The organism is uncultured Senegalimassilia sp. (assembly GCF_902464545.1).
Classification (GTDB): Bacteria; Actinomycetota; Coriobacteriia; order Coriobacteriales; family Eggerthellaceae; genus Senegalimassilia.
In genome coordinates this window covers 1-24,953 of record NZ_CABQJR010000013.1, presented here as the reverse complement: position 1 = coordinate 24,953, position 24,953 = coordinate 1, and the positions used below count along the sequence as shown (strand labels likewise).

Genomic DNA, 24,953 nt, shown 5'->3' with positions numbered 1-24,953 from the left:
CCGGCACCAGGCCAACGCTCCCCCGCATAGCCTCGCCCGTGACCGATGTTGCGCCCTATTCGGCCTTCTCGGCGGCAGGCTCCTCGGACACGGTGATGTCGGCATGCTCGAGCAGCCAGCGGTTTGCCTTCAAGCGGCCCGCGGTCTCACGCAGCACGAAGGCCTGACCGTTGCCCTCCATCTGACGGCGCGCCGTGGTGGGGTCGGCAGGGTTCATGGCACGGCAGGCTGCCATGATGTCCTCGTCGTCGAGCGTCATCTTCTCGTGGCGGAACACCGCGTCGAGCGCGTAGCCCTGCACGAGCATCTGACGGGCCTGTATCATGAGCATCATGCCGAACTGCTGGTCTCCGCCCTGGGCCTCGACGAACTGCTCGAACGGGATGCCCTGCTGGGCAAGGGAGCCGCGCACGTTCTGCATGAGCGTGTCGCGCATGGACTCATATACCTCGTCGGAGATGGTGCCCTGGAAGCGGCGGGAAAGCTCGTCGGCCACCATGGTCAGCTGCATCTCCTGGTACTGGGCGCGCTGCTCGGCCTGCAGGCGCTCGGAAACAACCTGACGCAGGGATTCCACGTCGCGGGCCATGGGCATGTTCTTCTCGATGAACTCCTGGTCCACCTCCGGCACGCGCTTCTCCTGGCACTCGATCACCGTGACCTTGCAATCAAGCGGCGCCTCACCCTCGGGCGCGCCGGGCATATCGAAAGCGAACTCCTTGACGTCGCCCTCGTTCATGCCGATGAGGCTCTTCTCGAACTCGTCAGGCATAAGGCCCATGCCCAGGATGTAGGTGCGCCCGTCGGTGCACAGGTTGTCCAGGCGCTTGCCGCCCTGGGAGACCTCGAGGGCGATCTTCGCGGCGCCGGAAGCGTCGAGCGGCTTGGCGTCGCACTTCTCGTAAGTGGCGAAGCTCTCAGCGAGCTGCTGGATCTGCTGATCGACCAGCGACTCGTCGAAATTCAGCGGCGGGACGGTGATGGACACCGGCTCGTAGCTGGTCAGCTCGTAATCGGGCTTGGGGGTCACCTGCACCTTGAACTCGAAGACCTGGCCGCGCTTGATGGGCTGGTCGACGATGGGCGTGGGCGGGAACGCCGGGCACAGATTGCGCTTGTCCACGGCAAACGGCACGAGGTAGTCGATGGCCATCTGCTGGGAAACGGAATCCAGGTCCTTGATGCCGAGCTTGTCCTCAGCGGCCTGGGCCGGCGTCTGACCCTGCGGCACTTCCACGCCCATGCTCGCGCAGAACGAATAGTGCGCCACGTTGAACGCCTGCGCCACCTCGGCGGTTGCGGCGGCGGCGGTGAGCTCGATAAGGCCGTCCTCGAGCTTCTTCTCGGTAACCTTCATGGGATCCCCTTCTGATTGATGATGAAACGCTCACATTGTAGCGCAACCCGACGCGGCGCCAGCCGCTACTCGTTGGACTTCAGGCTTTCCACCATGTCGATGCGACGCAGCTTTCCGCGCATGGCAAGGGCCACGATGCCCGAGAACACCATGGTGAGCGCGAACGCGATGGCGAAGCTTGCCGCATGGATGTCGCGGCCGAACATGACCTGGTCTACCTCTGCAGTGGTGATGACGAAACCTTCCATGAAGATGCCGAGCACCAAGCCGATCGCGGCGCCAATGACCGACAGCAGGATGGTTTCGCGGAAGATGTACGCATCCACCTCGCGCGAGGTGAAGCCGAGCACCTTGAGCGTGGCGATCTCGCGAGCGCGTTCGGTGATGTTGATGTTCGTGAGGTTATACAGCACCACGAATGCCAGCAGCGCCGCGGCGACCACGAGCACCACCACCACGCTATTGACCGACTTGAGCATGGTGCGATAGCTGTCGATGGTCTCGTCGCTGTAGGTGACGGTTTTCACGCCGTCCATGGAAAGCAGCTGGTCGGAGAACGCATCACGGTCGACGCCGTTCCCAAGATCGACGTAGACGGTGGCGAACTCGGCCGGCTGGCCCATAGCCTGCTTGTATACATCGGCGGTGACGTAGACGTACTGCGCCACGTAGTTCTCCATAATGCCTGCGACGGTCACCGCGCGCCCATCCCCCACCAGGTTGCCGATGTCGTCCTCGTCATAGAACGTCAGGGTATCGCCAACGGAAACCCCCAGCTGGCTGGCAAGTTTCTCGCTGATGACAGCACCGCTCCCGTCGAGCGTGAGGGCCTTGCCCCCGACGCGCTCGCGCATCTGCACGAAGCGCTGCAGCTGCTCGGGATCCTGAGCGCATACCAGCTCAAAGCGATGCTCCGCACCGTCATCAGGGGCGCACGCGATCTTGTTCTCGGTGGAAACCCAGGCAAATTCCTGCCCATCCGAGCCCACCGCATTCGAAACCGCATCCTTTGCTTTCTGGTCGGCCTCGTCGGCATCCATGCGCACGATGGTGTTGAAACTGTACACTTCGCCGTACTGCTTGTCGATGATGTCGTTGATGGCGTTTTGCAGCCCCAGGCCCGTGAGCAACAGCGCAGTGCAGCCGGCGATGCCGATGATGGCCATGAAGAAGCGACGCTTGTAGCGGAACAGGTTTCGCGCCGTCACCTTCCAGCTGAACGTCATCCTGCTCCACAGCGGGCGGATTCGCTCAAGCAGGATGCGCTTGCCGGCCTTCGGCGCACGCGGCAACATGAGCGACGCCGGGCACTCGCGCAAGGTGGCCGCCGCTGCGAACCACGTTGCAGCAACGGTGATGCCCACACCCAAGGCGGCGGCGCTTGCGGCCACGCCCGGGTTCACGGGAGTAGGCATGCAAGGCACCATGTACATGATGGAATACGCTTTCATGATGAACCATGGCAGGAACTGTGAAAGCAGCACGATGCCCACAGCCGCGCCCACGCCCGATGCCACCACCGCATAAACGAGGTACTTCGACGTGATGCGGGCGTTGGAGTAACCCAACGCCTTGTATGTGCCGATGAGCACGCGCTCCTCCTCCACCATGCGGGTCATGGTGGTAAGCGACACCAACGCCGCCACCAGGAAGAACATGAGCGGGAACACCGCGGCGATCTGGTCCATGCGGCCCGCATCGCTGCGGAAGCTCTCGGCACCCAGGTTCTTCGAGCGGTCAAGCACGTACACGTTGGCGTCCTTGTCGGCGATGGCGTCGATCTCGGCCTGCGCATCAGCCAGCTGCTGCTCGGCATCGGCGAAGCGCTGCTGCGCCTCGGCGCGCTTCCCGTCAAGCTCGGATTGCCCGCTTCGCTGCTCTGCCAGACCGCTTTCGTACTCGGCGCGACCCTGCTCGTAGCTTTGCTGGCCAGCAGCATATTGCGCACGACCGGTCGCCAGACGCGCCTCGGCGTCGTCAAGCTGGGATTGCGCGCTATCAAGCTGAGCCTGTGCCGCGGACAGCTGCGCTGCGGCCTGCTCGCGCTGCGCATCAAGCTCGGCCCGTCCCGCGGCCAGCTGATCGGGTGCGCCCGCGGTTTGCGCGTCGATTTGCGCGATGGCGGCCTCCAGCTGCGCTGCCACGTCGGCAAGCTGAGCCGCGCGCGCCAGCTCGAGCTGGGCCTCGAGCTGGCTGCGCTGCGCCATAGCCTGATCGTACTGCGATTGCGCGGCGTCAAGCTGAGCCTGGGCCTGCGCTATGGCCGACTGAGCCTGTTCGCGCTGCTCGGCAAGCTGGGCCGCGCCGCTGTCATGCTGCGCCCGGCCGCTGGCAAGCTCCGCCTCGCCCTGGGCAAGCTGCGCCTGGCTGCTGGAGAGCTGTGCCGCCGCGGAGGAAAGCTGCGCCGAAGCGCTATCAAGCTGGGCGCTCGCATCGTCGAGCTTCGCTTGGGCGTCGTCCATCTGCGCGACGGCGTCGGCCTTTTCGCGCTCGAACTCCGCACGTTTATCATCGAGCTCGGCCTGCGCATCGCGCTGCAGCTGCTCGATGCGCGATGCTGAGAGCTGCGGGGAAAGGTCGTTCAACCGCTGGGCCACTGCGTCGATGCGCTGCTGATAAGCGTCCTCAGGCCACGCTTCCCCAACCGCCCCGTCGACGGTGAGGAACGCTTCCGTATAGGGATAATCAGCCGCAAAGGCCCCTTCGGGCACGAAGACGAAGGACGAAAGCTCGCCCGACCCAAGGGATGTGGCGCCGGTATTGGTGGTGCACGTGTAATACGAGGACCGCACAAAACCCGTCACAGTGAAGGTTCGCGTGGTGAACACGCCGTCCAGGTCCTGCGTGCCCTCGAGCAACTCGACGGTGTCGCCGATCTGCACCGGCGACGTCCATACGTTGTCGGCGGAAAGCAGGCACTCGTCGTCCGATTCCGGCCAGCTACCCTCAACCAAAATAAGCCGGTTCACGTAATCGGCATTGTCGGACTCCACGCGCAGGCCATCCGAGCAGCTGCTCGCCTTCGCAGCGTCCATGTCAAGCGAGTGGTAACGAAGCGTGTACTGCGTTCCCGCCAGCTGCGATATGGCATCCGCCTCGTAGGCGGGCATGACTCCCGAAACGCCCTCGACGCCGCGCAGCATATCGACCTGTACATCGGACATGCCCAAAGACGACACCACGCGAAGGTCGCACAGCTCGGTAGCATCATAATATTCATCACCTGCCAAACGCATATCGGGGCCGGTCATGCGCAAGCCCGCGTAGAAACCGCAGCCGAGCGCCGCCATCACGGCGATGGCAAGGAACCTCCCCCACGAATGCGTGATGGAGCGCAGGACCTCTTTGCGAAAGGCTCCCATGGCTACCACTCCAAATCTTCGGCGTTGCCCGGGTTCGGATTGATGAAGCAGCTGGCGACACGGCCTTCGCGCACATGGATGACGCGATCGGCGATATCGGCGAATGCGGAGTTGTGGGTGATGAGGACCACCGTCTTGCCGGTGTTGCGGCACGTGTCCTGCAGCAACTTCAAGATGGCCTTGCCCGTTTTGTAATCCAAAGCGCCGGTAGGTTCGTCGCACAGGAGCAGCTTAGGGTTCTTGGCAAGCGCGCGAGCGATTGCTACGCGCTGCTGCTCGCCGCCGGAAAGCTGCGCAGGGAAGTTATCCATGCGATGCGCAAGGCCCACCTGGGCAAGCACCTGCGCCGCATCAAGCGGATGTGGGCAGATCTGGCTGGCAAGCTCGACATTTTCAAGAGCGGTGAGATTCTGAACCAGGTTGTAGAACTGGAACACGAAGCCGATGTCCAAGCGGCGGTACTGCGTGAGTTGACGCTCGGAGAAACGGCTGATGTCGCGCCCATCAAGCATGATGGTGCCGGATGTGCACGAATCCATGCCTCCGAGCATGTTGAGCAGCGTGGTCTTGCCGGCGCCCGAAGGGCCCACCACCACCACGAACTCACCGGCTTCAGCGGTGAAGGTCATGCCATCGGCAGCGGCAACCTTCACCTCGCCCATCTTATACACCTTGCGAACATCGTTGAATTCCACGAACGCCATGTCCCCACCTTGCTCTTCGGGTGCTTTCCTTCCCCTGATTATACAAAAGAGCGCCCCGGCATAGATGCCGGGGCGCTCTAAGCGGTTCAAGCGTTAGCTTGGTGTAACGTCAACCTTAGTTGGCGCCGAACAGCTCGATGGTATCGCCTTCCTTCAGCGTGACCATGGCCTTCTTCCACGTGCGGGTCTGACCGACCTGGTAACGCACGCGCTTGGGCTTCGGCTTGACGTTCAGGGTGTTCACCTTGACCACGGAGACGTTGAAGATAGCCTCGATGGCCTGGCGGATCTCAACCTTGTTGGAGTCCTTGGCCACCTCGAAGGTGTACACGTTGTTCTCCATCTGGTCGTAGCTGTGCTCCGTCACGATAGGACGGATGATGACCTCGCGGGGATCCTTCATTATGCGAGCACCTCCTCGATGCGCTTCAGGGCCTCAGCGGTGAACACCAGCTGCTTGTTGTCGAGCAGCTCGTAGGTGTTGGCCTCGGCGACGGGCAGGATGTTGACCTTCTCCAGGTTGCGGAAGGACAGCCACGTGGTGACGTCGTCGTTGCCGATGACCAGCGTGGTGCGCTGGCCCTCGAAACCCATGGCCTTGATGAACGCCTTGGCGTCCTTGGTGCAGGGCTTCTCGAACTTGAACTCGTCGACAACGGTGAACTGACCGTCGGCCACCTTAGCGGACAGAGCGGAGCGCATGGCAAGCTTGACTTCCTTGTTGTTCACGCGGAAGGCGTAGCTGCGCGGATGCGGACCGAACACGGTACCGCCGCCAGCCCACTGAGGGGAGCGGATGGAGCCCTGGCGGGCACGGCCGGTGCCCTTCTGGCGCCACGGCTTCTTGCCGCCGCCGCGGACCTGGCCGCGGGTGAGGGTGTTGCTGGTGCCGGCACGCCAAGACGCACGCTGAGCGCGCACAACCTGGTGCATGACGGGCACGTTCGGCTCGATGCCGAACACGGAAGCGGAAAGCTCGGCGTCGCCGGCCTTCTTACCGCTTGCGTCCTTGATCTCGATAGTCGTCATGGTAGTGAAAACTCCTTATAGATAGTCCAGGTTACGCCATGCGCACGCGCACGATGCCGTTCTTGCCGCCGGGGATGGCGCCCTTGACCAGGATCAGGTTCTGCTCCTCGTCGACGCGCATCACGGTCAGGTTCTTGACGGTGACGGTGTCGCAGCCCATGTGACCAGGCAGGCGCATGCCCTTGAGCACGCGGGAAGGCGTGGCGCACATGCCCACCGAACCGGGAGCGCGGTGGAAGTGAGCACCATGGCCGCCCGGACCGCCGGCGAAGCCGTAGCGCTTCATGACGCCGGCGAAGCCCTTACCCTTGGAGGTACCGGTGACGTCGACCTTCTTGACCTCGGCGAAAGCCGCCACGGTCTGCTGGTCGCCGGCCTTGTACTCGGCGGCGTCCTCGACGCGCACCTCGCGCAGGTAGCGGGTAGGCTCGATGCCCTGCTTGGCGAAATGGCCGCCCATGGGCTTGTTGACCTTCTTGGCCTTGATCTCGCCGAAGCCCAGCTGCACGGCCTCATAGCCGTCGGTGGCCTTCGTCTTGACCTGGCACACCGTGTTCGGCTCAGCCTGGATCACGGTCACGGGGATGAGCTTGTCCTCCTCGTTGAAGATCTGGGTCATGCCGATCTTCTTACCAAAAATAGCGTTAATCATGCTAATTGACACCCCTTACAGCTTGATCTCGATGTCGACGCCGGCAGGGAGGTCCAGACGCATCAGGGAATCCACCGTGTTGGGGGTGGGCTCCAGGATGTCGATCAGGCGCTTATGGGTGCGCATCTCGAACTGCTCGCGCGAATCCTTGTCCACATGGGGGCCCTTGACGACGGTGAACAGGTTGCGCTCCGTCGGCAGCGGGATGGGACCGGACACCTTGGCACCCGTCTTCTGAGCGGTATCGACGATGAGCTTCGTGGACTGGTCCACGATCTCATGATCGTATCCCTTGAGGCGGATGCGAATCTTCTGATTAGCCACTTTCATTTCCTCCGTTAAGCTTTCGGACGTTCAACGCTTAAGCGTTGCCGCCGGCCTTGCTGATAATCTCTGCAGCGACGTTCTTGGGAACCGGCTCGTAAGAGTCGAACTGCATGGTGTAGGTTGCGCGACCCTGCGTACCGGAACGCAGATCGGTAGCGTAGCCGAACATCATGCCCAGCGGCACCTTCGCGGAGATGGCGACGGCGCCGTTGCGCTGCTCCTGGCCCTGGATCATGCCACGGCGAGACGGGATGTCGCCCATGACGAAGCCCGTGTACTCCTCCGGGGTCTCGACCTCGACGGCCATGACAGGCTCGAGGATGACCGGGTCGGACTTGCGCAGAGCTTCCTTGATGGCCATTGAGCCGGCAACCTTGAAGGCAGCTTCCGAAGAGTCGACGTCGTGGTAAGAACCATCGATGAGCTCGACGCGGACGTCCTCGACGGGGTAACCGGCCAGAACGCCCGTGTTGAGGGCTTCCTGGATACCCTTGTCGATGGAAGGAATGTATTCCTTCGGCACGACGCCGCCGACGATCTTGTTCTCGAACTCGTAGCCCTTGCCCGGCTCCTGCGGGTACATGTTGATGACCGCATGGCCGTACTGGCCGCGACCACCGGACTGGCGGACGAACTTGCCCTCGGCGGAGAGGACCTCGTGGCCCGGACGCTCGCGGTAGGCAACCTGCGGCTTGCCGACGTTTGCCTCGACCTTGAACTCGCGCATCAGGCGGTCGACGATGATCTCCAGGTGCAGCTCGCCCATGCCGGCGATGATGGTCTGGCCGGTCTCATGGTTGGTGGACACGCGGAAGGTCGGGTCCTCCTCGGCCAGCTTCTGCAGGGCGATCTCCATCTTGGTCTGGTCGGCCTTGGTCTTCGGCTCGACGGCGATGTCGATAACCGGGTCGGCGAACTCCATGGACTCCAGGATGATCGGAGCGTTGTCATCGGCCAGGGTGTCACCGGTGGTGGTGTTCTTCAGGCCGACGACGGCGACGATGTCGCCAGCGGAGCAGGAATCGATGTCGACGCGCTGGTTGGAGTGCATCTGCAGCAGACGGCCGACGCGCTCCTTCTTGTCCTTCGTGGCGTTGGTCACGTAGGAACCGGCGTCAAGGGAGCCCGAGTACACACGCAGGTAGGTCAGCTTACCCACGAACGGGTCGGTCATGATCTTGAACGCCAGGGCGCTGAACGGGGCCTTCGGGTCGGAAGGACGCTCGTCCTCCTCGTCGGTGCCGGGGATGGTGCCCTTGATGGCGGGAACGTCGACGGGAGCCGGCAGGTAGTCGACGACGGCGTCGAGCAGCTCCTGGACGCCCTTGTTCTTGTAGGCGGAGCCCACGAACACGGGATTGATCTTGCAGGCGATGACGCCCTTGCGCAGAGCAGCCTTCAGCTCCTCGACGGAGATTTCCTCCTCCATGAGGACCTTCTCCATAAGCTCATCATCGCAGTCGGCGGCAGCCTCGACCAGCTCCTGGTGAGCCAGCTCGGCCTCGTCGGCGAACTCTGCGGGGATGGCATCCATGGGCTCAGGGTAGGTCATGCCCTTGTCGTCGGCCTTGAAGTCCCAAGCGGTCATGGTGACCAGGTCGATGACGCCCCAGAAGTTGTCCTCGGCGCCCATGGGCAGCTGAGCGGCGACGGCGTTGGCATGCAGACGATCCTTCATGGTCTGGATAGCATGCTCGAAGTCTGCGCCGACGCGGTCGTACTTGTTAATGAACGCGATGCGCGGCACGCCGTAGTTCTCGGCCTGACGCCACACGGTCTCGGACTGCGGCTGCACACCTGCAACAGCGTCGAAGACGGCGACGGTGCCGTCGAGGACGCGCAGGGAGCGCTCGACCTCTGCGGTGAAGTCCACGTGGCCGGGGGTGTCGATGATCTGGAAGCGGTATGTCTCGTCGTCCTTCTTCCAGAAGCACGTGGTGGCGGCAGCGGTGATGGTCACGCCGCGCTCCTGCTCCTGGACCATCCAGTCCATGGTAGCGGCGCCGTCGTGCACCTCGCCGATCTTGTGCGTCTTGCCCGTGTAGTACAGGATACGCTCGGTAGTGGTGGTCTTACCGGCATCGATGTGGGCCATGATGCCGAAGTTACGCGTGAGTTTCAGATCATTAGCTTTAGCCATGTTAGGTCACGCCCTAGAAGCGATAGTGCGAGAACGCACGGTTGGACTCGGCCATCTTGTACAGGTCCTCGCGCTTCTTAACGGAGGCGCCGGTGTTCTCGGCGGCGTCCATGATCTCAGCAGCCAGGCGCTGCTTCATGGTGTGCTCCTTGCGCTTACGGGAGAAGTCCACGATCCAGCGAATGGCCAGCGTGGTGGCGCGGCGGGAGTTGACCTCCATCGGCACCTGGTAGGTGGCGCCGCCGACACGCTTCGGCTTGACCTCGAGGGTGGGGCGGACATTGTCCATGGCCTTCTTGAAGATAGCCAGCGGATCCTCGCCCGTCTTGGCCTGAACCAGCTCGAAAGCACCGTAGACGATGCCCTCGGCGGTGGACTTCTTGCCGTCCAGCAGGATCTTGTTGATCAACTGGGTGACAAGGCGGTTGTTGTAGACGGCGTCCGGCTGAACTTCACGGCGGACTGCTGCTGCACGACGCGGCATGTAAAACTCCTTCTGATTCCTGCGCGCTTCGGGGAAGCTTTCTCCTTCCCATTAGGTTGCCGCCTTCCCGACCCTTTCGGGAGAGGCGCTTTCATACAACCCGCGCGTCTTAACGGTTACTTATTTCGGGCGCTTGGCACCGTAGCGGCTGCGAGCCTGCTTGCGGTTGTCCACGGCGGCGCAGTCCAGCGCGGCGCGGATGACCTTGTAGCGCACACCGGGGAGGTCCTTAACACGACCGCCGCGGATGAGCACCATGGAGTGCTCCTGCAGGTTGTGGCCGATGCCGGGGATGTAGGCCGTGACCTCCATGCCGTTGACCAGGCGCACACGGCAGACCTTACGCAGAGCCGAGTTCGGCTTCTTGGGGGTGGTGGTGTACACGCGGGTGCACACGCCACGCTTCTGCGGGTTGCCCTTCAGAGCCGGCGTCTTCTTCTTGTCGACCGACTTCTTGCGGCCCTTGCGGACCAGCTGGTTGATGGTAGGCAAAATCTTCTCCTTCTGTATTTGCCTCCGGCGGTGTACGAGACCACCGCCGCATTACTCGCGGGTTTCCAAGTGCGTTCAGCTGATACGCACGCGAAAACCCTGCCCCTTTCGGAGCGCGAGTTGGAACTTTATCACCGGGTATAGGGGCTGTCAAACGCCACGCACCCGGGCGTATCTATTGGTATTGTACCTTGTTTTGGCAGGTCATGCAACGTTTTGTTGTTCCGCGATGCACGTTTTGCACACAAATTCGCAAAAAGTTGTTGCAAAAGTTGCGAAACGGTGCGCGGCCCTGATCGGCATGGTCGTCGCGCATCCCGGCAAGCGCTGCAACGGGCGTGAAACCGACGTTTCAAGGACGCCGGCAGCGCCTCCCTGGGCCCTTCCCCGTCGGCGAAACCGCTCTCGGCGCGGCAGAGCCGCTATTCGCGAGCCTCGAGCACGAGCTGCTCGATTAGGCGCGCGCAGCCGTTCAGATCGTCCACGGTGATGTATTCGTCGCAGGAATGGTAGTTGGCCATACCCGTGGCAAGCGTGATCGCCGAGACTCCACGTCCCGCCAAGATGTTGGCATCCGCTCCTCCGCCGGATGCGGCAAGGCGGGGACGCAGCCCGGCCGCCAGGGCCGCGCGCATGACGCCTTCGACCAACGGGTGGTCGGAGGCGTAGGAGACAGGAAGGTAGTCGGTGCGCCACTCGATGTCGACGCTGCCGCCGGCCTGCGCCGCGGCCGCGCGCATGGCCTCGTCCATGGCGCTGCGCTCGGCACGGGCGCGCTCAAGGGAGGTGGAACGGCATTCGCCTGACAGCCAGCAAGTGCCGGGCACCACATTCGTGGCCCCATCGCACTCGATGACGCCTACGTTGGACGTGGTATGCGCGGAAATGCGCCCCAAGGGCATATGGCAGACCGCCTGCGCCGCCATGGCAAGCGCCGAGACGCCGCGCTCGGGCTCGACGCCGGCATGCGCCGACTTTCCGCGGAAGGTTGCGGTGAACGTGCAATGGCACGGTGCCTGGTTGATGATGGTGCCCGGATCGCCGTCGGCGTCCAATACGTAGCACGGCGTGCCTTCCGGCAAAAACGACGTATCGAGCGCGCCGGCGCCCAGCAGGTGCATCTCTTCGCACGTGGTCAGGACGACATGCACATCCGGAAGCGCCTCACCCGCTTCGATGAGGCTGCGAACGCCCTCGAAAATGGCGGCTACGCCAGCCTTATCGTCGGCAGAGAGGATGGTATCCCCCGCGCTGCGGATCACGCCGTCCTCCACCACGGGTTCGATCCCCTTGCATGGGCGCACGGTATCCATATGCCCGCACAACGACACGGCGCCGGGAGCGCTGCCGGCGCGGAAAGCGATCAGGTTGCCCGTGTCGGAACCGGTCCGTTCCGCGGAATCATCGAAGCGGACGGTGAAGCCCAGGCCCTCCAGCTCGGCCTTGCACCGTTTCGCCATAAGGGCCTCACGACGCGACGGGCTTTCGATGCGCGCAAGTTCGCAGAACAAATCGAGCAGGCGGTCGGGCTTCACAGGATCCCCTTTCAGTCAGGATGTCGGTTCATCGGGATGTCGATTCACCGGGATACGCGGAAAGCCGCGCTCAGGCGGCTTTCCGAAATGGTTCATATATAGATATAGGCCAGCGCCCGCGCGAACGCAAGGACTGCTTGAAACGACCACGCGGCGCGAGGGGGTGCCTTTATCGCGCGGCGCGCGCTTGCGCCATGGCGTCCTGCGCGTCCTCCTCTTTGCGCAGTCGATCGCGTTCACGGTCGATGGCGCAGTTACGGAAGTACACAACCCAATTTGCGGCGATGCAGACGACGTTGATGAAATACACGGCAAGCACCCAGTTGATGGTGCCGGACACGAACTTCGCGGCGATGCCGGCGAAATAGCCGAGCGTGATCAGCAAGATGAACTGCCAACTAGTTCCCGCAGCCGTACGGGCCTTGAAGTTCTTGTACGCGTTCATAGGCCACGAAAGCCCGAAGCAAATGAGCATGATCGCCTCAAGCGCCTCTGCCATTTCCGTCATCTCCCTTGGTGGAATTCTGCAGGTTCGCCGCGGGCGCATGCCCTCGGCGATTTGCTATGGTAAAACTGTCAACGTTATAGGTTAAGCGTTTTCCATAATCTGCGCGTTATCGTCACATTGAGGCTGAAGGAGGTGCGCATGGAGCTGTTGCAGCTGCGCTATTTTCACGAGGTGGCGCAAACCCAGCATATGACGAACTCGGCGAAGCGCCTTGGCGTGGCTCAGCCGGCGCTGACGCAGGCCATCCGCCGTCTTGAGGGCGAGTTGGATGCGAAGCTGTTCGAGCGCGCCGGGCGCAACATACGCCTCACCCCCTGCGGCGAGGCGCTTGAGAGCAAGGTGACGCCGTTGCTTGCCGCGTTCGACGAGATTCCCCAGGTCATTGCCCAGGCAAAGGGCCAGGAGCGCAACACGGTGCGTATCGACGTCGAGGCCGCCACGTCCATGACCGTCGACGCCATCGCGGCGTTTCGCGCGACGGTTCCGCAGGCCGCCTTCGTCATCAACCAGGCGAACAGCGAGGCCCGCTGGGACGTGCGGGTGCGCACGGAGGCCCGCGGGGCCGCGGCAAAACCGGATGCGCGTACATCCCAGGTGTTTCGCGAGCGCATATGCCTGGCCATCCCCAAGGAGCAGGCGAAGGGTAACGCGGCGTCTTTGGCGGATTTCGCCGACGCGCCGTTCGTATGTCTGGCGGGGACGCGCGGATTCCGCGGGGTGTGCGACGAACTGTGCCTGAAGGCGGGGTTCGCACCGAACGTGGTGTTCGAGTCGGACAGCCCCGATGTGGTCCGCAAGTTCATCGCGCTGGGGCTTGGCGTGGGGTTTTGGCCTGAACGCAGCTGGGGTGCGCTAGAGGGATCGGATGTGGTGCTGGCGCCGATCGCATATGCGGGGTTCGAACGCGATATCGTGGTGGAGACGGCCAAACACCCGCTCGGCCAGAAAGCCGCCGAGTTCCACGCGTTCTTACTCGACTTCATACGGCGGCGCATGGGCGAAGCGGACGCGTAAGGCGGAATGGGGCTTCGCAAGAAGAAGCGGGCGCGGGATACGCAAATCGCGCAGCAAGATATAAACAGCCGGCTGGCGAAGACCGAACGGGACGAGGCCTGACAGATAGTGCTACGTCCCCGAAACGTCAGTGCGCGGACGCGAGGAGACGACGCTGCTTCGGTTCGCCATGTCGACGCGGGCAATGTGACAGATAGTGCTACGTCCCCGAAGCGTCCTGAAACGAAAGGAAGCCCTCGCGCGTTTGCGCGGGGGCTTTCTTATGCGATGACGTTTGCTAACGCAAGGTTACAGCGCCAGGATGGGTGCGGCCACCTGCTTCTTGCGGGAGAGCACGCCGGGCATCCAAACGGACTTGTCGGTGCAGTCGATGTCGAAGGCGCGGTTGACGAAATCGGTGTCGCCCTCGCAGATGAACTGGCTGCCCTCGGCCAGGATGTCGGTGGCGAAGAACAGAACGAACTGGTAGCCCTTGTCCGCGACCAGGCCCTTGATGGCCTCGCGGATCTCGGCCTCGCGGCCGAGCACGGCCCGCAGGTCGACCGTTTCGTACTGGCCGATGTAGACCTTGTTGCCGTTGGACAGCTCGAACTCCTTGGCGTCGGCGTTGACCAGCTTGTCGACGGGCAGCTCGGCGGGATTGGAGCGGCACTTGAAGATGGACATGCCGTACTCGACCGGGTCGACGCCCACGGCAGCGGCCGTGCGGGCGATGATGTCGCGATCGAAGTCGGTGGTGGTGGGCGACTTCATGATGACGGTGTCGGTGAGCATGGCGCCGAGCAGCAGCGCGGCGATGCCCTTCGGCAGCTCCACGCCCTCGATCTCGAACTCGCGCGCCACGATGGCGGCGGTGGAGCCGACGGGCTTGGCGTTGAAGCGCAGCGGCTGCGCGGTGACCAGGCCTCCCAGACGGTGATGGTCGACGATCTCGACGATCTCGGCGGCGTCAAGGCCGTCGGCGGATTGCAGCGCCTCGTTGTGGTCGACGAGGATGACCTGCTGGCCCTCGGAAAGAGACTCGATCAGACGCGGCGCCTCGATGCCGTTCTCGCCCAGGATCCACTCGGTCTCCGGCGGAAGGCCGCCCAGACGGCATGCCTCGTAGACGGCGTCGGAACCAGCGCGCTTGGCCAGCTCGTTTTTCAGGTACGCATAGCCAACAGCTGCGCTGATGGCATCGTTGTCGGGGTTCTTGTGACCGAACACCAGGATGGGTGCCGCCATGTGATCGCTCCTTCGCTAGCCGGGTTACGCCCGGCCCTTCATCGTCCTACCCTTTTCGGCGCAGCGTTCGCAAATAGACGCAACGCCGACCACTCATTATAACCTCGCTTGCAGCACATGTTCAAAACCCTAGGGAACTGCCACGAACCGGGCGCAAACGGGAGATGCAAGCGGTGTTCGGGCGTAGCATCCGCCACCCCTCCGTGTCGCCGACACAGCATCGAGCGCGACGGCCGCCACCATGTAGGCGGCCCGGCGCCGAGCACGGTTCCTCCACGTGTTGGAACCGTTAACCGTGCGTAAACCGCTACGCGCGCCGGCGGCAAGCCGGTATAGTGTACGGAAACGGAAACGACCGCATAAGGCGGCGATGCGCGAAGGAGCGAACATGGAGACGATTGGGTTGACCGATATCATCGGGCCGGTGATGGTGGGGCCTTCGAGCAGCCACACCGCCGGCGCGCTGCGCATCGCGTACATGGCGCGCAAACTGGCCGGCGAACTGCCGGCGCACGTGGAGTTCCGCCTGCTCGGCAGCTTCGCGCATACGCTAACCGGCCACGGCACCGATAAGGCCCTAGTCGCCGGCATGCTCGGCTTCGCGCCCGACGACCTGCGCATCCGCAACTCGTTCGCGCACGCCCGCGAAGCGGGGCTCGACTTCACGTTCATCCCCCTGCCCGACTGCGACGACTACGAGCACCCCAACACCATCGACATCGTCATCGACACCGCCGAGGGTGGGCGCATGGAGGTGCGCGGCGAAAGCGTGGGCGGCGGCGCGGCCGTCATCCGCAAGATAGACGGGGTGGACGTCTACATCACCGGCGAGAGCCACTCGATCGTGGTGCAGCAGCGCGACCTGCCGGGCGTGCTCGCGCATATCGCCACCAGCCTTTCGGCGCACGGCGTCAACATCGCCACAGCCCGCCTGTACCGCGAGCAGCGCGGCGACACGGCATGGACCGTGCTCGAGACCGACCAGCGTATCAACGACGATGCGCAGGCGACCATCTTGGAAAACCCCTTGATCCGCGGCGTACGCGTCATCCCCGCCGCCTCGCTCGGCCAGACCCAGGCAACCATCGGGGAAGCCGAGCAGGCAGCGGCGCTCGAAAGCCTGCGCACGCTTGATTTCGCGAACGGGACGCAGCTGCTCGCGCTTTGCGCCGCACAGAAGGCCGCCATCTCCGAGGTGTTCCTGCGCCGCGAGGCGGCCGTGCAGCAGGCCGGCGGGCACGTCGACGGCACGGGCGCATACCTTGCCTACGCGCTGCGCGTCATGAAAGACGCCGCGTTCCTGCCGCTCGACGCGCCGGCCGCATCCATGGGCGGGCTTTTAGGCGGAGAGGCGCAACGCATGGCGAAGGTGCGCGATTCGGGCGCCGACGTGCTCGGCGAGCCCATAGCCAGCGCCTGCGCCTACGCGATGGCCGTGTTGGAGACCAATGCTTCCATGGGCCGCATCGTGGCGGCCCCCACCGCCGGATCGGCCGGCGTGATCCCCGGCGTGCTGCTTGCGCTGCAGAAGGCGAAGGGGTATTCCGACGAGCAGCTGCAGCGCGCGCTGGCCTGCGCCGCCGCCGTAGGCTACCTGATCACCCGCAACGCCACGGTCTCCGGCGCCGAGGGCGGCTGCCAGGCTGAGATCGGGTCGGCAGCGGCGATGGCCGCGGCGGCGTGCGTGGAGCTTGAGGGCGGCACGCCCGAGCAATGCCTCAACGCCGCCGGCAACGCGCTCACCAACATGATGGGCCTGGTATGCGACCCGGTTGCGGGCCTGGTGGAGGTGCCGTGCCAGAAGCGCAACGCCTCGGGCGCGGCAACAGCGCTGGTGAGCGCTCAGACCTCGCTTGCCGGCATCGGCAACCTGGTGGGCTTCGACCAAACGGTTGAGGCCATGTACAAGGTGGGCCGCAGCCTTCCCTTCGAGCTGCGTGAATCGGCCCTGGGCGGCCTGGCGGCAACCCCCGACGCCTGCGCTTGGTGCGAATCGCACATGTGCGGGAAATAGGAGGCCGCGTCGCCGGCCTTCCGCGCCCATACGCAAAACCAGCGCGAACAAGACGCCGTTGCGAACCATCAAGGCTCGCAACGTGAACACACCTCCGTCCCCTGTTCGCATAGCGCTACCGGCCGCTTGCCCGGCCACGCCGAGCGTGAACACACCTCCGTCCCCTGTTCAACAAGCGAAGCGCCCCGCAAACCGCCGAGGTTTGCGGGGCGCTTCTGTATGCAGGCCGCAGCGTGACGGCATCGTACCGTCGCTTTCGCCCTACCCTATTTTGACGATGGGCGCGTAGTCTTTCAGCAGCTTCTTCGTTTGGCCGGACTTGGAGAAACGGACGTAGAGCGTGTCGCCGTCCACCTTCGTCACCTTGCCGCGGCCAAACGTCTTGTGGTCGACGGTGTCGCCGGCGGCGAAGGTCATCTTAGCTGCCGCCTTCTTCTCCGCGCCGGGGCGCACGTAGGCGCCCGATACCGAACGACCTGCGCCGATGCGGTTCGTACGCACCTCGCGGCGTTCGCGCTCGGACCTGCCGCCGGGGGCGCTGGCGCTCGAGCGGCCGAACACGCGGCCGCCGCCCGCCTCCACGCCGCTGCCGGAGATGCCCTTGCGGCTGCCGCGCTTCTCCCAACCGGTGCCGGAGAAGCCCTGGCTGCCCACGCCCATGGTCTGGCGAAGCTCGCCGGGAATCTCATGGATGAAGCGCGACACCGGGTTAGCCTGCGTCTGGCCGAAGATCTGACGCGTGTAGGCACAGGTGAGGAACAGCACCTTGCGGGCGCGTGTGATGGCGACGTATGCCAGGCGGCGCTCCTCCTCGATGCCGGCGGCGTCGCCGACGCTGTTCATGTGCGGGAACAGCGTCTCCTCCATGCCCGCCACGAACACGCAGTCGAATTCCAGGCCCTTCGAGGCGTGCACCGTCATCATGGTGACCGCCTGACCGTCCTCGTCCATGGTGTCGAGGTCGGTGCGCAGGCGCACCCACTCCAAAAAGTCGGCCAGAGAATCGCCGCGCAGCACGCGCACGGGCTCGGCGGCTTCATCTTCCCCGCCCTGCTCGCCTACCGTGGGGGCGGCGTAATCGGCGTCCTCTTCGTCGTGGGTGTCCACGAACTCGTCGACTACGGACAGGAACTCCTGGATGTTCTCCACGCGCCCGCGCGCTTCGTCGGTGTTCTCCGCTTGCAAGGCGCTGATCAAGCCGGACTTGTCGATGACGGCCTCGATGCACTTGCGCAGATCGCCCGAGTAGGATTGCGCATCCTTGATGATCTGCACGAACTCCCCCACGCTGCGGCGCGTGGCGGCGCGCAGCTCGGGGTCGGCGATGGCGATTTCGGCGCCCTCCATGAACGTCATGTCCATCTCGCGCGCGAACTGCTCGATGCGCTCCACCGTGGACTTGCCGATGCCGCGGCGCGGCGTGTTGATGACGCGCTTGGCCGCGATGTCGTCGGCGGGGTTGACCACCAACGCGAGGTAGGCCATGACGTCGCGGATCTCGGCGCGGTCGAAGAATCGCGTGCCGCCGACGATGCGGTACGGAACGCCGGCGCGCAGCAGCATATCTTCAAGCATGCGCGACTGGGCGTTGGTGCGATAGAACACCGCCACCTGGTTGTAGGACAGCCCCTTCTGGCGCTGCTTCTCGATCTCGCCGGCGATCCAGCGGCCCTCGTCGCGCTCGTCGGAGGCCATGTACACGTGGATTTTCTCGCCATCTTCCTGGTCGGTGAACAGCTTCTTCACCTTGCGATGCTGGTTGTTCGCGATGACGGCGTTGGCCGCCGCCAGCACGTTGCCCACGCTGCGGTAGTTCTGCTCCAGCTTCACCGTGGTGCACTGGGGGTAATCCTTCTCGAACTCCAGGATGTTGCGGATATCGGCGCCACGCCAGCTGTAAATGGACTGGTCGTCGTCGCCCACCACCATGATGTTGCCGTGCTGCTCGGCCAGAAGGCGTGTGATCTCGTACTGTGCATGGTTGGTGTCCTGATACTCGTCCACCATGATGTAGCGGAAACGCAGCTGATAGGCCTCGAGCACGTCGGGATGGTTCTTCAGCAGCAGGTACGCGTACAGCAGAAGGTCGTCGAAGTCGAAGGCGTTAGCCTGCTTCAGGCGTTCCTGCAGCTTCTCGTAGACGCGCGCGGCCACCTTGCCCACCGGGTCGTTGGCCTCCTTGGCGAAGTTGCCGGGCACCTTCAGCTCGTTTTTCGCCGTGGAAATGCGGTTCATCAGGGCGTTTATGGGAAAGCGCTTCGGGTCGATGTCCAGCTCGGCCATGATCTCCTTGTACAGGCGCTTCTGGTCGTCGGTGTCGTAGATGGTGAAGCTCTTCGAGAATCCCAGGCGCTCGGCGTCGGCACGCAGCATGCGCACGCACATGCTGTGGAAGGTGGACACCCACATGCCGCGGCTGCGCGGGCCGACCAAGCCCTGCAAGCGCTCGCGCATCTCGGCGGCCGCCTTGTTGGTGAACGTGATGGCCAAGATCTCCCACGGCGCCACGTTCAGATCCTCCAGGATGTGCGCGATGCGGTACGTGAGCACGCGCGTTTTGCCTGATCCAGCACCAGCCAAGACCAAAAGCGGGCCTTCGGTGCATTCGACGGCCTGACGCTGGGGGCCGTTGAGCGTGGTGATGTCGACGGGCATAGGGCTTCCTAACATGATGTTCACGTGCGGTTGCAAGTTCAAAGCGCCCAAAGGCGCGACTGATGATTGTACCGCTTCCGAGCGGCGCGCGCCCTATCCGCGCCAAGCATGCACAGCATGGCCAGAGGATGTTCGATTCCGCGCACGAAAAAAGGCGGACCGGTTTCCCGATCCGCCTTCGCCATGCTATGCAAAACGCTTTGCGAGCGCTAGACGATCTTCTTCCCAAACACCGCGGCGATCTCGCGCAGCTCTTCGACCAAGACGCGGAACTGCGCCGGGGTCAGCTGCTGCGGGCCGTCGGAAAGCGCCGCCGGCGGGTTGGGATGCACCTCGATCATGATGGAGTCGGCGCCCACGGCCACCGCAGCGCGCGCCAGGCTGGGCACCAGGTCGCGAACGCCTGCCGGATGGGAAACGTCCACGCAGATGGGCAGCAGGCTTTGCTTGTGGATGACGGGCACGGCCGAGATGTCGAGCGTGAAACGCGTGGCCGTCTCGAACGTGCGCAGGCCGCGCTCGCACAGCACCACGTTGTCGTTGCCCTCCATGGTGATGTAGTCCGTTGCCGCCAGCCACTCGGCAATGGTGCCCGCGAAGCCGCGCTTGAACAGCACCATCTTGTGGGAGTCCTTCGTGACCTTGCCGATGTTTTTCAGCAAGCTGAAGTTCTGGAAGTTGCGGGCGCCCACCTGCAAGCCGTCCACATAGGAATGCACCAGCTCGCAATGCTCGGAGTCCATGACTTCCGTAAGGGTTTTCAGGCCGTACTTCTCGCCGCCGGCCTTCATGATCTTAAGGGCTTCCTCGCCAAGACCCTGGAAGCTATGCGGGTTGGTACGCGGTTTGTACGCGCCGCCGCGGATCCAGGTCAGGCCAAGGTCGCTGATGCACTCGGCCACTTCGAAGAACTGCTCCTCGCTTTCGACCGAGCAAGGGCCGGCATAGATGGTTATCTCGTCGGTACGAGTGCCGTAATCCGGCAGTTTCGCTTCGATTCTCTGCTCGCTCATGCTGACGGGGTCTCCTTCATGACTTTCAGGATAGTACCGTAGATCTCGCGGAGGTTATCGTTATAGAGCGGGCCCTCGTTATAGCTGTCCACCTTCTCGAAGATCTCCTCTTCGCGTTTGGGGTCGTACAGACCCAGGTGCGCACCGGGCTTCAGGCCGCGGATGACCAGCGAATGACCGGCGCGCTTGTTGAGCAGCGCGACGATCTGGCGGTCAAGCTCGTCGATCTTTGCACGATGTTCCTGGATCTGCTCGAACGAGCTGTTCTGATCAGACATCGGCGTTCCTTCCTGTTCTTGAGCGGTAACGAGCATGGCCGCGCGGCGCGTCGAGTACCAGACGCGCGCCGTGCAGGACGAAAGCGGCCCTCGTGTGCGCATCATGATAGCAAAACCACGGGCCGATTCCGGAAATTCTGAGGAATAAAGTAGGTAAATGGGGACAGCGCACCGACCCGGTTACAAAACAGCCGAGAAGGTAGCCAGCAACGGGATGGTGACCAGCGCCAAGATGGTGGTGATGAAGGTGCCCTGCGCCATGGTCTTGGCGTCGCCGCCGTACTGGTAGCAGAACATGGTGCCGTTGGTTGCCACAGGCATGGCCGCCAACACCACGACCACCCCCAGCAGCGCGCCGCCGGCAAGAGGGCGCATGACAGCGAAGATGAGCAGCGGGGTGGCCACCATGCGCACCAGGCACGCAATCCACAGGCGAGGGGTGCCCATAAGCTTGGCGGCGGGAAGGTTCGCCAGCGACGATCCCACGATGAGCAGCGTGGCGGGCGTGGTGAAGCTGCCGATGGTGGAAAGCGCGGGGCCGACCACGGGCACGGCATGCACGCCGCAAAACGCCAATGCCATGGTGATAAGCGTGGCGATGTTGCAGGGCGTAACGAAATCGCGCCAGCTCATGCGCACCTTGACGCCATATTCGTTGTCCGATGCGATAAGCCATGCGCCGAAGGTGAACGACAGCAGGTTGAACACGATGTTGTACACAACCGCGTATACGACCGTCTGCGGACCGAAGATGGCGGACAGCACAGGATAGCCGATGAAGCCCGTGTTGCCGAAGATGAGCATGAAGCGGTATACGCCGCGCCGGCCGTCGGGGATGCGCAACGCATAGGTGACCAGGTAGGCGATGGGGATGAACAGCGCGTAGCTGAGCATGGAAAGCCCGATGATCTGCCCCATAAGCATAGGGTCGGGCAAGCTGTCCACGTTGAGCACCGATGCCAAGATCAGCGCCGGCAACGTGGCGCTCAGGACAAGCCCCGAGAGCTTCTTGTCGAAATCGGCGTCCATAACGCCCGTTTTCTTGCAGATATAGCCGACGCCAATGGCGGCGAACAGGGCCACCATCTGCGTGAAGATGCTGCTGAACTGGCTAAGCACCGCTTCCCTTCCCTTTCCCCGTGCATTGCATGAGCTCACGGAGCAGGGCGGGAAAGCGCCGGGCGCGGACCGTTACGCCAAGATGCCCGCGGTTTGCAGCGCGAAGACGCCGAGCACGAGCGCGCCCACCACGATGCGGTACCAACCGAACGCCGTGAAGTCGTTCTTCTTAATGTACCCCATCAGGAACTTGATGGACACCATGGACATGACGAACGCCGAAACCACGCCCACCTCGAGAACGACCGCCTCGGTTGCCGTCATAGCAAGGCCCGCGGCCGCGAACTTGATGCATTTCACCAGGCCCCAGCCGAACATGATGGGGATGGCCAGGAAGAACGTGAACTCCGCCGCGGCGGTCCTGCTGCAGCCGCACAGCATGCCGCCGATGATGGTGGCACCCGAACGAGAGGTGCCGGGGATGATGGCGAGCACCTGGAAACAGCCGATCTTCAGAGCCGTCCTCCAATCGATGTCGTCGACATCCGCGATGCGGAAGATGCTGCACTCGGCGGCCGCGTCAAGGTCGGCGGCGCAGGCATGTGCGGGCGCGAGGTGCGCCGGAACCTGCACGCGGGCATGACGGCCGCGCGGGGTCGAAGGCCACTCGGCACGGGCGTGTGCCTGGTTTTGCACGACGGCGCGGGCGCGGCGCATGCGGCGGCGGTTGCGACGTTCCATGACGATGAACACCACGCCGTACAAAATGAGCATGGCGGCAACGGTGACCTTGTTGTAGAAATGGGCGTTCACCCAGTCGTCGAGCAGGATGCCCACGATGGCGGCAGGGATGCATCCGATGGCCACCATCCCCCACAAACGCCAGGTCGCGCGCTTCTCGTCGGCGTTTTTGCGCGGGCTCAACGGGTTGAGCTTATGGAAGTACAGCGTGAGCACAGCCAAGATGGCGCCGATCTGGATGACCACCAGAAACAACGCAAGGAACTCCGAGGATACCTGGAGCTGCACGAAATCGTCGACGAGGATCATGTGGCCCGTCGAGGAGATGGGCAGCCATTCGGTGACGCCCTCGACGATGCCGATCAATAGGGATTTCAACGCTTCGATGATCATGTTCCGCCTTTCGGTGAGCCGTACGCGTGCGGGCGCGGGTCCGATGAGCCTACGATGCCGCACGGATTCGAAATTGTAGAAGGCGGCCATGCGACGCGCGCGCCACGCCCGATAAACCAGAGCGGGCGCACGATTTCTTTACCTGCCCTTGATGTTTGAGGAGCAAAACGCAGGCCGTAACGTGGACCTTGCGTAGCGTTGTGTTGAAGATACGCAGCCGACAAGTATGGATTAGCGCAGCTTAATGTACAATCGCCGATACGAAAACGCAGAGAACAGTGCAGCCGCAAGCGCGGCCGGGCAGCGTGATACAACCGAAGAAGGAGCCTCTAGTGAGCACCGCATCGTCCAGTTCCACCAACCAGAAAGTCGTCGTGTTCGACTTCGGCGCGCAGTACGGGCAGCTGATCGCCCGCCGCGTGCGCGATTTGAACGTGTACTCGGAAATCGTCCCGTGCGACATCACCGCCGACGAGGTGCGCGAGATGGCGCCGGCCGCCATCATCCTGTCCGGCGGCCCGGCATCCGTCAACGCCGAGGACGCGCCGCGCGTCGACCCCGCCATCTACGAACTGGGCGTGCCGATCCTGGGCTTCTGCTACGGCCATCAGGTCACCTCCGTCACCTTGGGCGGCAGCGTGTACCACCCCGAGGTGGGCGAATACGGCCCGGCCACGCTGCACGTCTCCGGCGGCGACCTGTTCGCGGGCACGCCCGCCGATCAGACCGTGTGGATGAGCCACTTCGACGCCGTGAAGGACATCCCCGAGGGCTTCACCGTGGTCGCCTCCACCGATGTGTGCCCCGTCGCCGCCATGGAGTGCCCCGAGCGCAAGATCTACACCACGCAGTTCCATCCCGAGGTCAAGCACACCGAGTTCGGCAACCAGATGCTGAAGAACTTCCTGTTCGACATCTGCGGGCTTGAGCCGAACTGGACCATGGACAACCTGGTGGACACCCTGACCGCCGACTTCCGCGAGAAGGTCGGCTCCGACCGCGTCATCCTGGCCCTTTCGGGCGGCGTCGACTCCTCCGTGGTGGCCGCGCTGGGCGCTCGTGCCGTCGGCAAGCAGATGACCTGCGTGTTCGTCAACCACGGCCTGCTGCGCAAGGGCGAGCCCGAGCAGGTCGAGGACGTGTTCACCAAGCAGTTCGACGTCGACTTCATCCATGTTCACGCCGAGGAGCGCTACGCCAAGCTGCTCGACGGCGTCACCGATCCCGAGCAGAAGCGCCGCATCATCGGCACGCAGTTCTGGGAGGAGTTCTTCACCGTGGCCCAGCAGCTCGACGGCGTGAAGTACCTGGCCCAGGGCACCATCTACCCCGACATCATCGAATCCGGCGCGCGCAAGACGGGCGGCAAGGCGGCAACCATCAAAAGCCACCACAACCTCATCCCGTTCCCCGAGGGCGTGCACTTCGACCTGATCGAGCCGCTCGACCACTTCTTTAAAGACGAGGTCCGCGCGCTCGGCACGGCGCTGGGGCTTCCCGACCACATCGTGCATCGCCAGCCCTTCCCCGGCCCGGGTCTTGCCATCCGCATCATCGGCGCGGTTTCCCCCGAGAAGCTTGAGATCCTGAAGAACGCCGACGCCATCGTGCGCGAGGAGCTTGACGCGTACAACCAGCGCCTGTTCGAGGAGACCGGCGAGCGCAACAGCGAGCACAGCTGCTGGCAGTACTTCGCCGTGCTGCCCGACATCAAGTCGGTAGGCGTCATGGGCGACGAGCGCACCTACCAGCGCCCCATCATCCTGCGCGCCGTGGAAAGCTCCGACGCCATGACCGCCGACTGGGCGAAGCTGCCCTACGAGCTGCTGGCGAAGATCTCGAGCCGCATCGTGGCCGAGGTGCCGGGCGCCAACCGCGTGTGCTACGACATCACCCCCAAGCCCCCCGCGACGATCGAGTGGGAGTAGGCTGATAGGGTTCTGACCTGCACTTTTGAGTGCCGTACTGT

Annotated in this window: 21 protein-coding genes; 3 read left to right on the top strand and 18 right to left on the bottom strand. The window is 63.6% G+C overall.

Annotated elements, in window-relative coordinates:
• Window positions 1–55: 55 nt before the first annotated feature.
• From RDW26_RS05015 to RDW26_RS04960, 12 genes are all read right to left on the bottom strand, one after another.
• Window positions 56–1,357 carry a trigger factor gene (locus RDW26_RS05015; protein WP_307982755.1) on the bottom strand — a complete coding sequence of 434 codons (1,302 nt, stop codon included), beginning with the start codon at window positions 1,355–1,357 and terminating at the stop codon, window positions 56–58.
• A 65-nt stretch (window positions 1,358–1,422) separates the two neighbouring features.
• Window positions 1,423–4,719 carry an FtsX-like permease family protein gene (locus RDW26_RS05010; protein ID WP_307982754.1) on the bottom strand — a complete coding sequence of 1,099 codons (3,297 nt, stop codon included), beginning with the start codon at window positions 4,717–4,719 and terminating at the stop codon, window positions 1,423–1,425.
• A 2-nt stretch (window positions 4,720–4,721) separates the two neighbouring features.
• Window positions 4,722–5,423, bottom strand: coding sequence for an ABC transporter ATP-binding protein (locus tag RDW26_RS05005; protein WP_307982753.1), 702 nt, complete (start codon window positions 5,421–5,423; stop codon window positions 4,722–4,724).
• A gap of 115 nt (window positions 5,424–5,538) precedes the next feature.
• Window positions 5,539–5,826, bottom strand: coding sequence for a 50S ribosomal protein L23 (rplW, locus tag RDW26_RS05000; RefSeq protein ID WP_042433278.1), 288 nt, complete (start codon window positions 5,824–5,826; stop codon window positions 5,539–5,541).
• Window positions 5,826–6,452 carry a 50S ribosomal protein L4 gene (gene rplD, locus RDW26_RS04995; RefSeq protein ID WP_042433275.1) on the bottom strand — a complete coding sequence of 209 codons (627 nt, stop codon included), beginning with the start codon at window positions 6,450–6,452 and terminating at the stop codon, window positions 5,826–5,828. Before rplD ends, rplW begins: the two co-directional genes overlap by 1 nt.
• A 31-nt stretch (window positions 6,453–6,483) precedes the next feature.
• Window positions 6,484–7,104 (bottom strand): 50S ribosomal protein L3, encoded by a 621-nt coding sequence (gene rplC / locus RDW26_RS04990; protein ID WP_042433272.1) that lies wholly within the window; start codon window positions 7,102–7,104, stop codon window positions 6,484–6,486.
• 15 nt (window positions 7,105–7,119) lie between these two features.
• Window positions 7,120–7,428 (bottom strand): 30S ribosomal protein S10, encoded by a 309-nt coding sequence (rpsJ, locus tag RDW26_RS04985; RefSeq protein ID WP_042433704.1) that lies wholly within the window; start codon window positions 7,426–7,428, stop codon window positions 7,120–7,122.
• A 37-nt stretch (window positions 7,429–7,465) separates the two neighbouring features.
• Window positions 7,466–9,571 carry an elongation factor G gene (gene fusA, locus RDW26_RS04980; RefSeq protein WP_307980100.1) on the bottom strand — a complete coding sequence of 702 codons (2,106 nt, stop codon included), beginning with the start codon at window positions 9,569–9,571 and terminating at the stop codon, window positions 7,466–7,468.
• Between the two features lie 13 nt (window positions 9,572–9,584).
• The gene (gene rpsG, locus RDW26_RS04975) at window positions 9,585–10,055 is read right to left on the bottom strand and encodes a 30S ribosomal protein S7 (protein WP_042433267.1); all 471 of its coding nucleotides are present in this window, start codon (window positions 10,053–10,055) and stop codon (window positions 9,585–9,587) included.
• A 120-nt stretch (window positions 10,056–10,175) separates the two neighbouring features.
• The gene (rpsL, locus tag RDW26_RS04970; RefSeq protein ID WP_042433264.1) at window positions 10,176–10,547 is read right to left on the bottom strand and encodes a 30S ribosomal protein S12; all 372 of its coding nucleotides are present in this window, start codon (window positions 10,545–10,547) and stop codon (window positions 10,176–10,178) included.
• Window positions 10,548–10,969: 422 nt separating this feature from the next.
• Window positions 10,970–12,082: a M20/M25/M40 family metallo-hydrolase gene (locus RDW26_RS04965; protein ID WP_307982752.1), complete on the bottom strand. Its 1,113-nt coding sequence runs from the start codon at window positions 12,080–12,082 to the stop codon at window positions 10,970–10,972.
• 169 nt (window positions 12,083–12,251) lie between these two features.
• Window positions 12,252–12,581: a hypothetical protein gene (locus RDW26_RS04960; RefSeq protein WP_118350167.1), complete on the bottom strand. Its 330-nt coding sequence runs from the start codon at window positions 12,579–12,581 to the stop codon at window positions 12,252–12,254.
• Window positions 12,582–12,728: 147 nt separating this feature from the next.
• On the opposite strand from RDW26_RS04960, the gene RDW26_RS04955 reads away from it, so the two are divergent.
• Entirely contained in the window at window positions 12,729–13,604 is an 876-nt protein-coding gene (locus RDW26_RS04955) for a LysR family transcriptional regulator (protein ID WP_307982751.1), read from the top strand.
• 288 nt (window positions 13,605–13,892) lie between these two features.
• Here the strand turns inward: RDW26_RS04955 and RDW26_RS04950 are convergent, their stop codons facing one another.
• A complete protein-coding gene (locus RDW26_RS04950) occupies window positions 13,893–14,831 on the bottom strand; it encodes a manganese-dependent inorganic pyrophosphatase (protein ID WP_307982750.1) in 939 nt (312 codons plus the stop codon).
• A 388-nt stretch (window positions 14,832–15,219) separates the two neighbouring features.
• Between RDW26_RS04950 and sdaAA the strand changes: the two genes are divergently transcribed.
• On the top strand, window positions 15,220–16,845 hold the full coding sequence (sdaAA, locus tag RDW26_RS04945; RefSeq protein ID WP_307982749.1) for an L-serine ammonia-lyase, iron-sulfur-dependent, subunit alpha: 1,626 nt from the start codon (window positions 15,220–15,222) through the stop codon (window positions 16,843–16,845).
• A gap of 261 nt (window positions 16,846–17,106) precedes the next feature.
• Here sdaAA and RDW26_RS04940 read toward each other — a convergent pair whose 3' ends face one another.
• From RDW26_RS04940 to RDW26_RS04920, 5 genes are all read right to left on the bottom strand, one after another.
• Window positions 17,107–19,500: a UvrD-helicase domain-containing protein gene (locus tag RDW26_RS04940; protein ID WP_307982748.1), complete on the bottom strand. Its 2,394-nt coding sequence runs from the start codon at window positions 19,498–19,500 to the stop codon at window positions 17,107–17,109.
• A gap of 209 nt (window positions 19,501–19,709) precedes the next feature.
• Complete coding sequence (aroF, locus tag RDW26_RS04935) at window positions 19,710–20,513, bottom strand: 3-deoxy-7-phosphoheptulonate synthase (protein WP_052297781.1); 804 nt, start codon at window positions 20,511–20,513, stop codon at window positions 19,710–19,712.
• On the bottom strand, window positions 20,510–20,791 hold the full coding sequence (locus tag RDW26_RS04930; protein ID WP_042433231.1) for a chorismate mutase: 282 nt from the start codon (window positions 20,789–20,791) through the stop codon (window positions 20,510–20,512). The genes aroF and RDW26_RS04930 overlap by 4 nt, the downstream gene beginning before the upstream one ends.
• 180 nt (window positions 20,792–20,971) lie before the next feature.
• Window positions 20,972–21,910, bottom strand: coding sequence for an AEC family transporter (locus RDW26_RS04925; RefSeq protein ID WP_307982747.1), 939 nt, complete (start codon window positions 21,908–21,910; stop codon window positions 20,972–20,974).
• A gap of 72 nt (window positions 21,911–21,982) precedes the next feature.
• Window positions 21,983–22,984, bottom strand: coding sequence for an undecaprenyl-diphosphate phosphatase (locus tag RDW26_RS04920; RefSeq protein WP_307982746.1), 1,002 nt, complete (start codon window positions 22,982–22,984; stop codon window positions 21,983–21,985).
• A gap of 332 nt (window positions 22,985–23,316) precedes the next feature.
• Here RDW26_RS04920 and guaA point away from each other — a divergent pair, with 332 nt between their 5' ends.
• On the top strand, window positions 23,317–24,912 hold the full coding sequence (gene guaA, locus RDW26_RS04915; protein WP_307982745.1) for a glutamine-hydrolyzing GMP synthase: 1,596 nt from the start codon (window positions 23,317–23,319) through the stop codon (window positions 24,910–24,912).
• The last annotated feature ends 41 nt before the right edge of the window (window positions 24,913–24,953 follow it).

Coding starts and splice junctions, on each gene's coding strand:
- RDW26_RS05015 (WP_307982755.1), bottom strand. CDS start 1,357: ATGAAGGTTACCGAGAAGAAGCTCGAGGACGGCCTTATCGAGCTCACC.
- RDW26_RS05010 (WP_307982754.1), bottom strand. CDS start 4,719: ATGGGAGCCTTTCGCAAAGAGGTCCTGCGCTCCATCACGCATTCGTGG.
- RDW26_RS05005 (WP_307982753.1), bottom strand. CDS start 5,423: ATGGCGTTCGTGGAATTCAACGATGTTCGCAAGGTGTATAAGATGGGC.
- rplW (WP_042433278.1), bottom strand. CDS start 5,826: ATGAAGGATCCCCGCGAGGTCATCATCCGTCCTATCGTGACGGAGCAC.
- rplD (WP_042433275.1), bottom strand. CDS start 6,452: ATGACGACTATCGAGATCAAGGACGCAAGCGGTAAGAAGGCCGGCGAC.
- rplC (WP_042433272.1), bottom strand. CDS start 7,104: ATGATTAACGCTATTTTTGGTAAGAAGATCGGCATGACCCAGATCTTC.
- fusA (WP_307980100.1), bottom strand. CDS start 9,571: ATGGCTAAAGCTAATGATCTGAAACTCACGCGTAACTTCGGCATCATG.
- rpsG (WP_042433267.1), bottom strand. CDS start 10,055: ATGCCGCGTCGTGCAGCAGCAGTCCGCCGTGAAGTTCAGCCGGACGCC.
- RDW26_RS04960 (WP_118350167.1), bottom strand. CDS start 12,581: ATGGCAGAGGCGCTTGAGGCGATCATGCTCATTTGCTTCGGGCTTTCG.
- RDW26_RS04955 (WP_307982751.1), top strand. CDS start 12,729: ATGGAGCTGTTGCAGCTGCGCTATTTTCACGAGGTGGCGCAAACCCAG.
- RDW26_RS04950 (WP_307982750.1), bottom strand. CDS start 14,831: ATGGCGGCACCCATCCTGGTGTTCGGTCACAAGAACCCCGACAACGAT.
- sdaAA (WP_307982749.1), top strand. CDS start 15,220: ATGGAGACGATTGGGTTGACCGATATCATCGGGCCGGTGATGGTGGGG.
- RDW26_RS04940 (WP_307982748.1), bottom strand. CDS start 19,500: ATGCCCGTCGACATCACCACGCTCAACGGCCCCCAGCGTCAGGCCGTC.
- aroF (WP_052297781.1), bottom strand. CDS start 20,513: ATGAGCGAGCAGAGAATCGAAGCGAAACTGCCGGATTACGGCACTCGT.
- RDW26_RS04930 (WP_042433231.1), bottom strand. CDS start 20,791: ATGTCTGATCAGAACAGCTCGTTCGAGCAGATCCAGGAACATCGTGCA.
- RDW26_RS04920 (WP_307982746.1), bottom strand. CDS start 22,984: ATGATCATCGAAGCGTTGAAATCCCTATTGATCGGCATCGTCGAGGGC.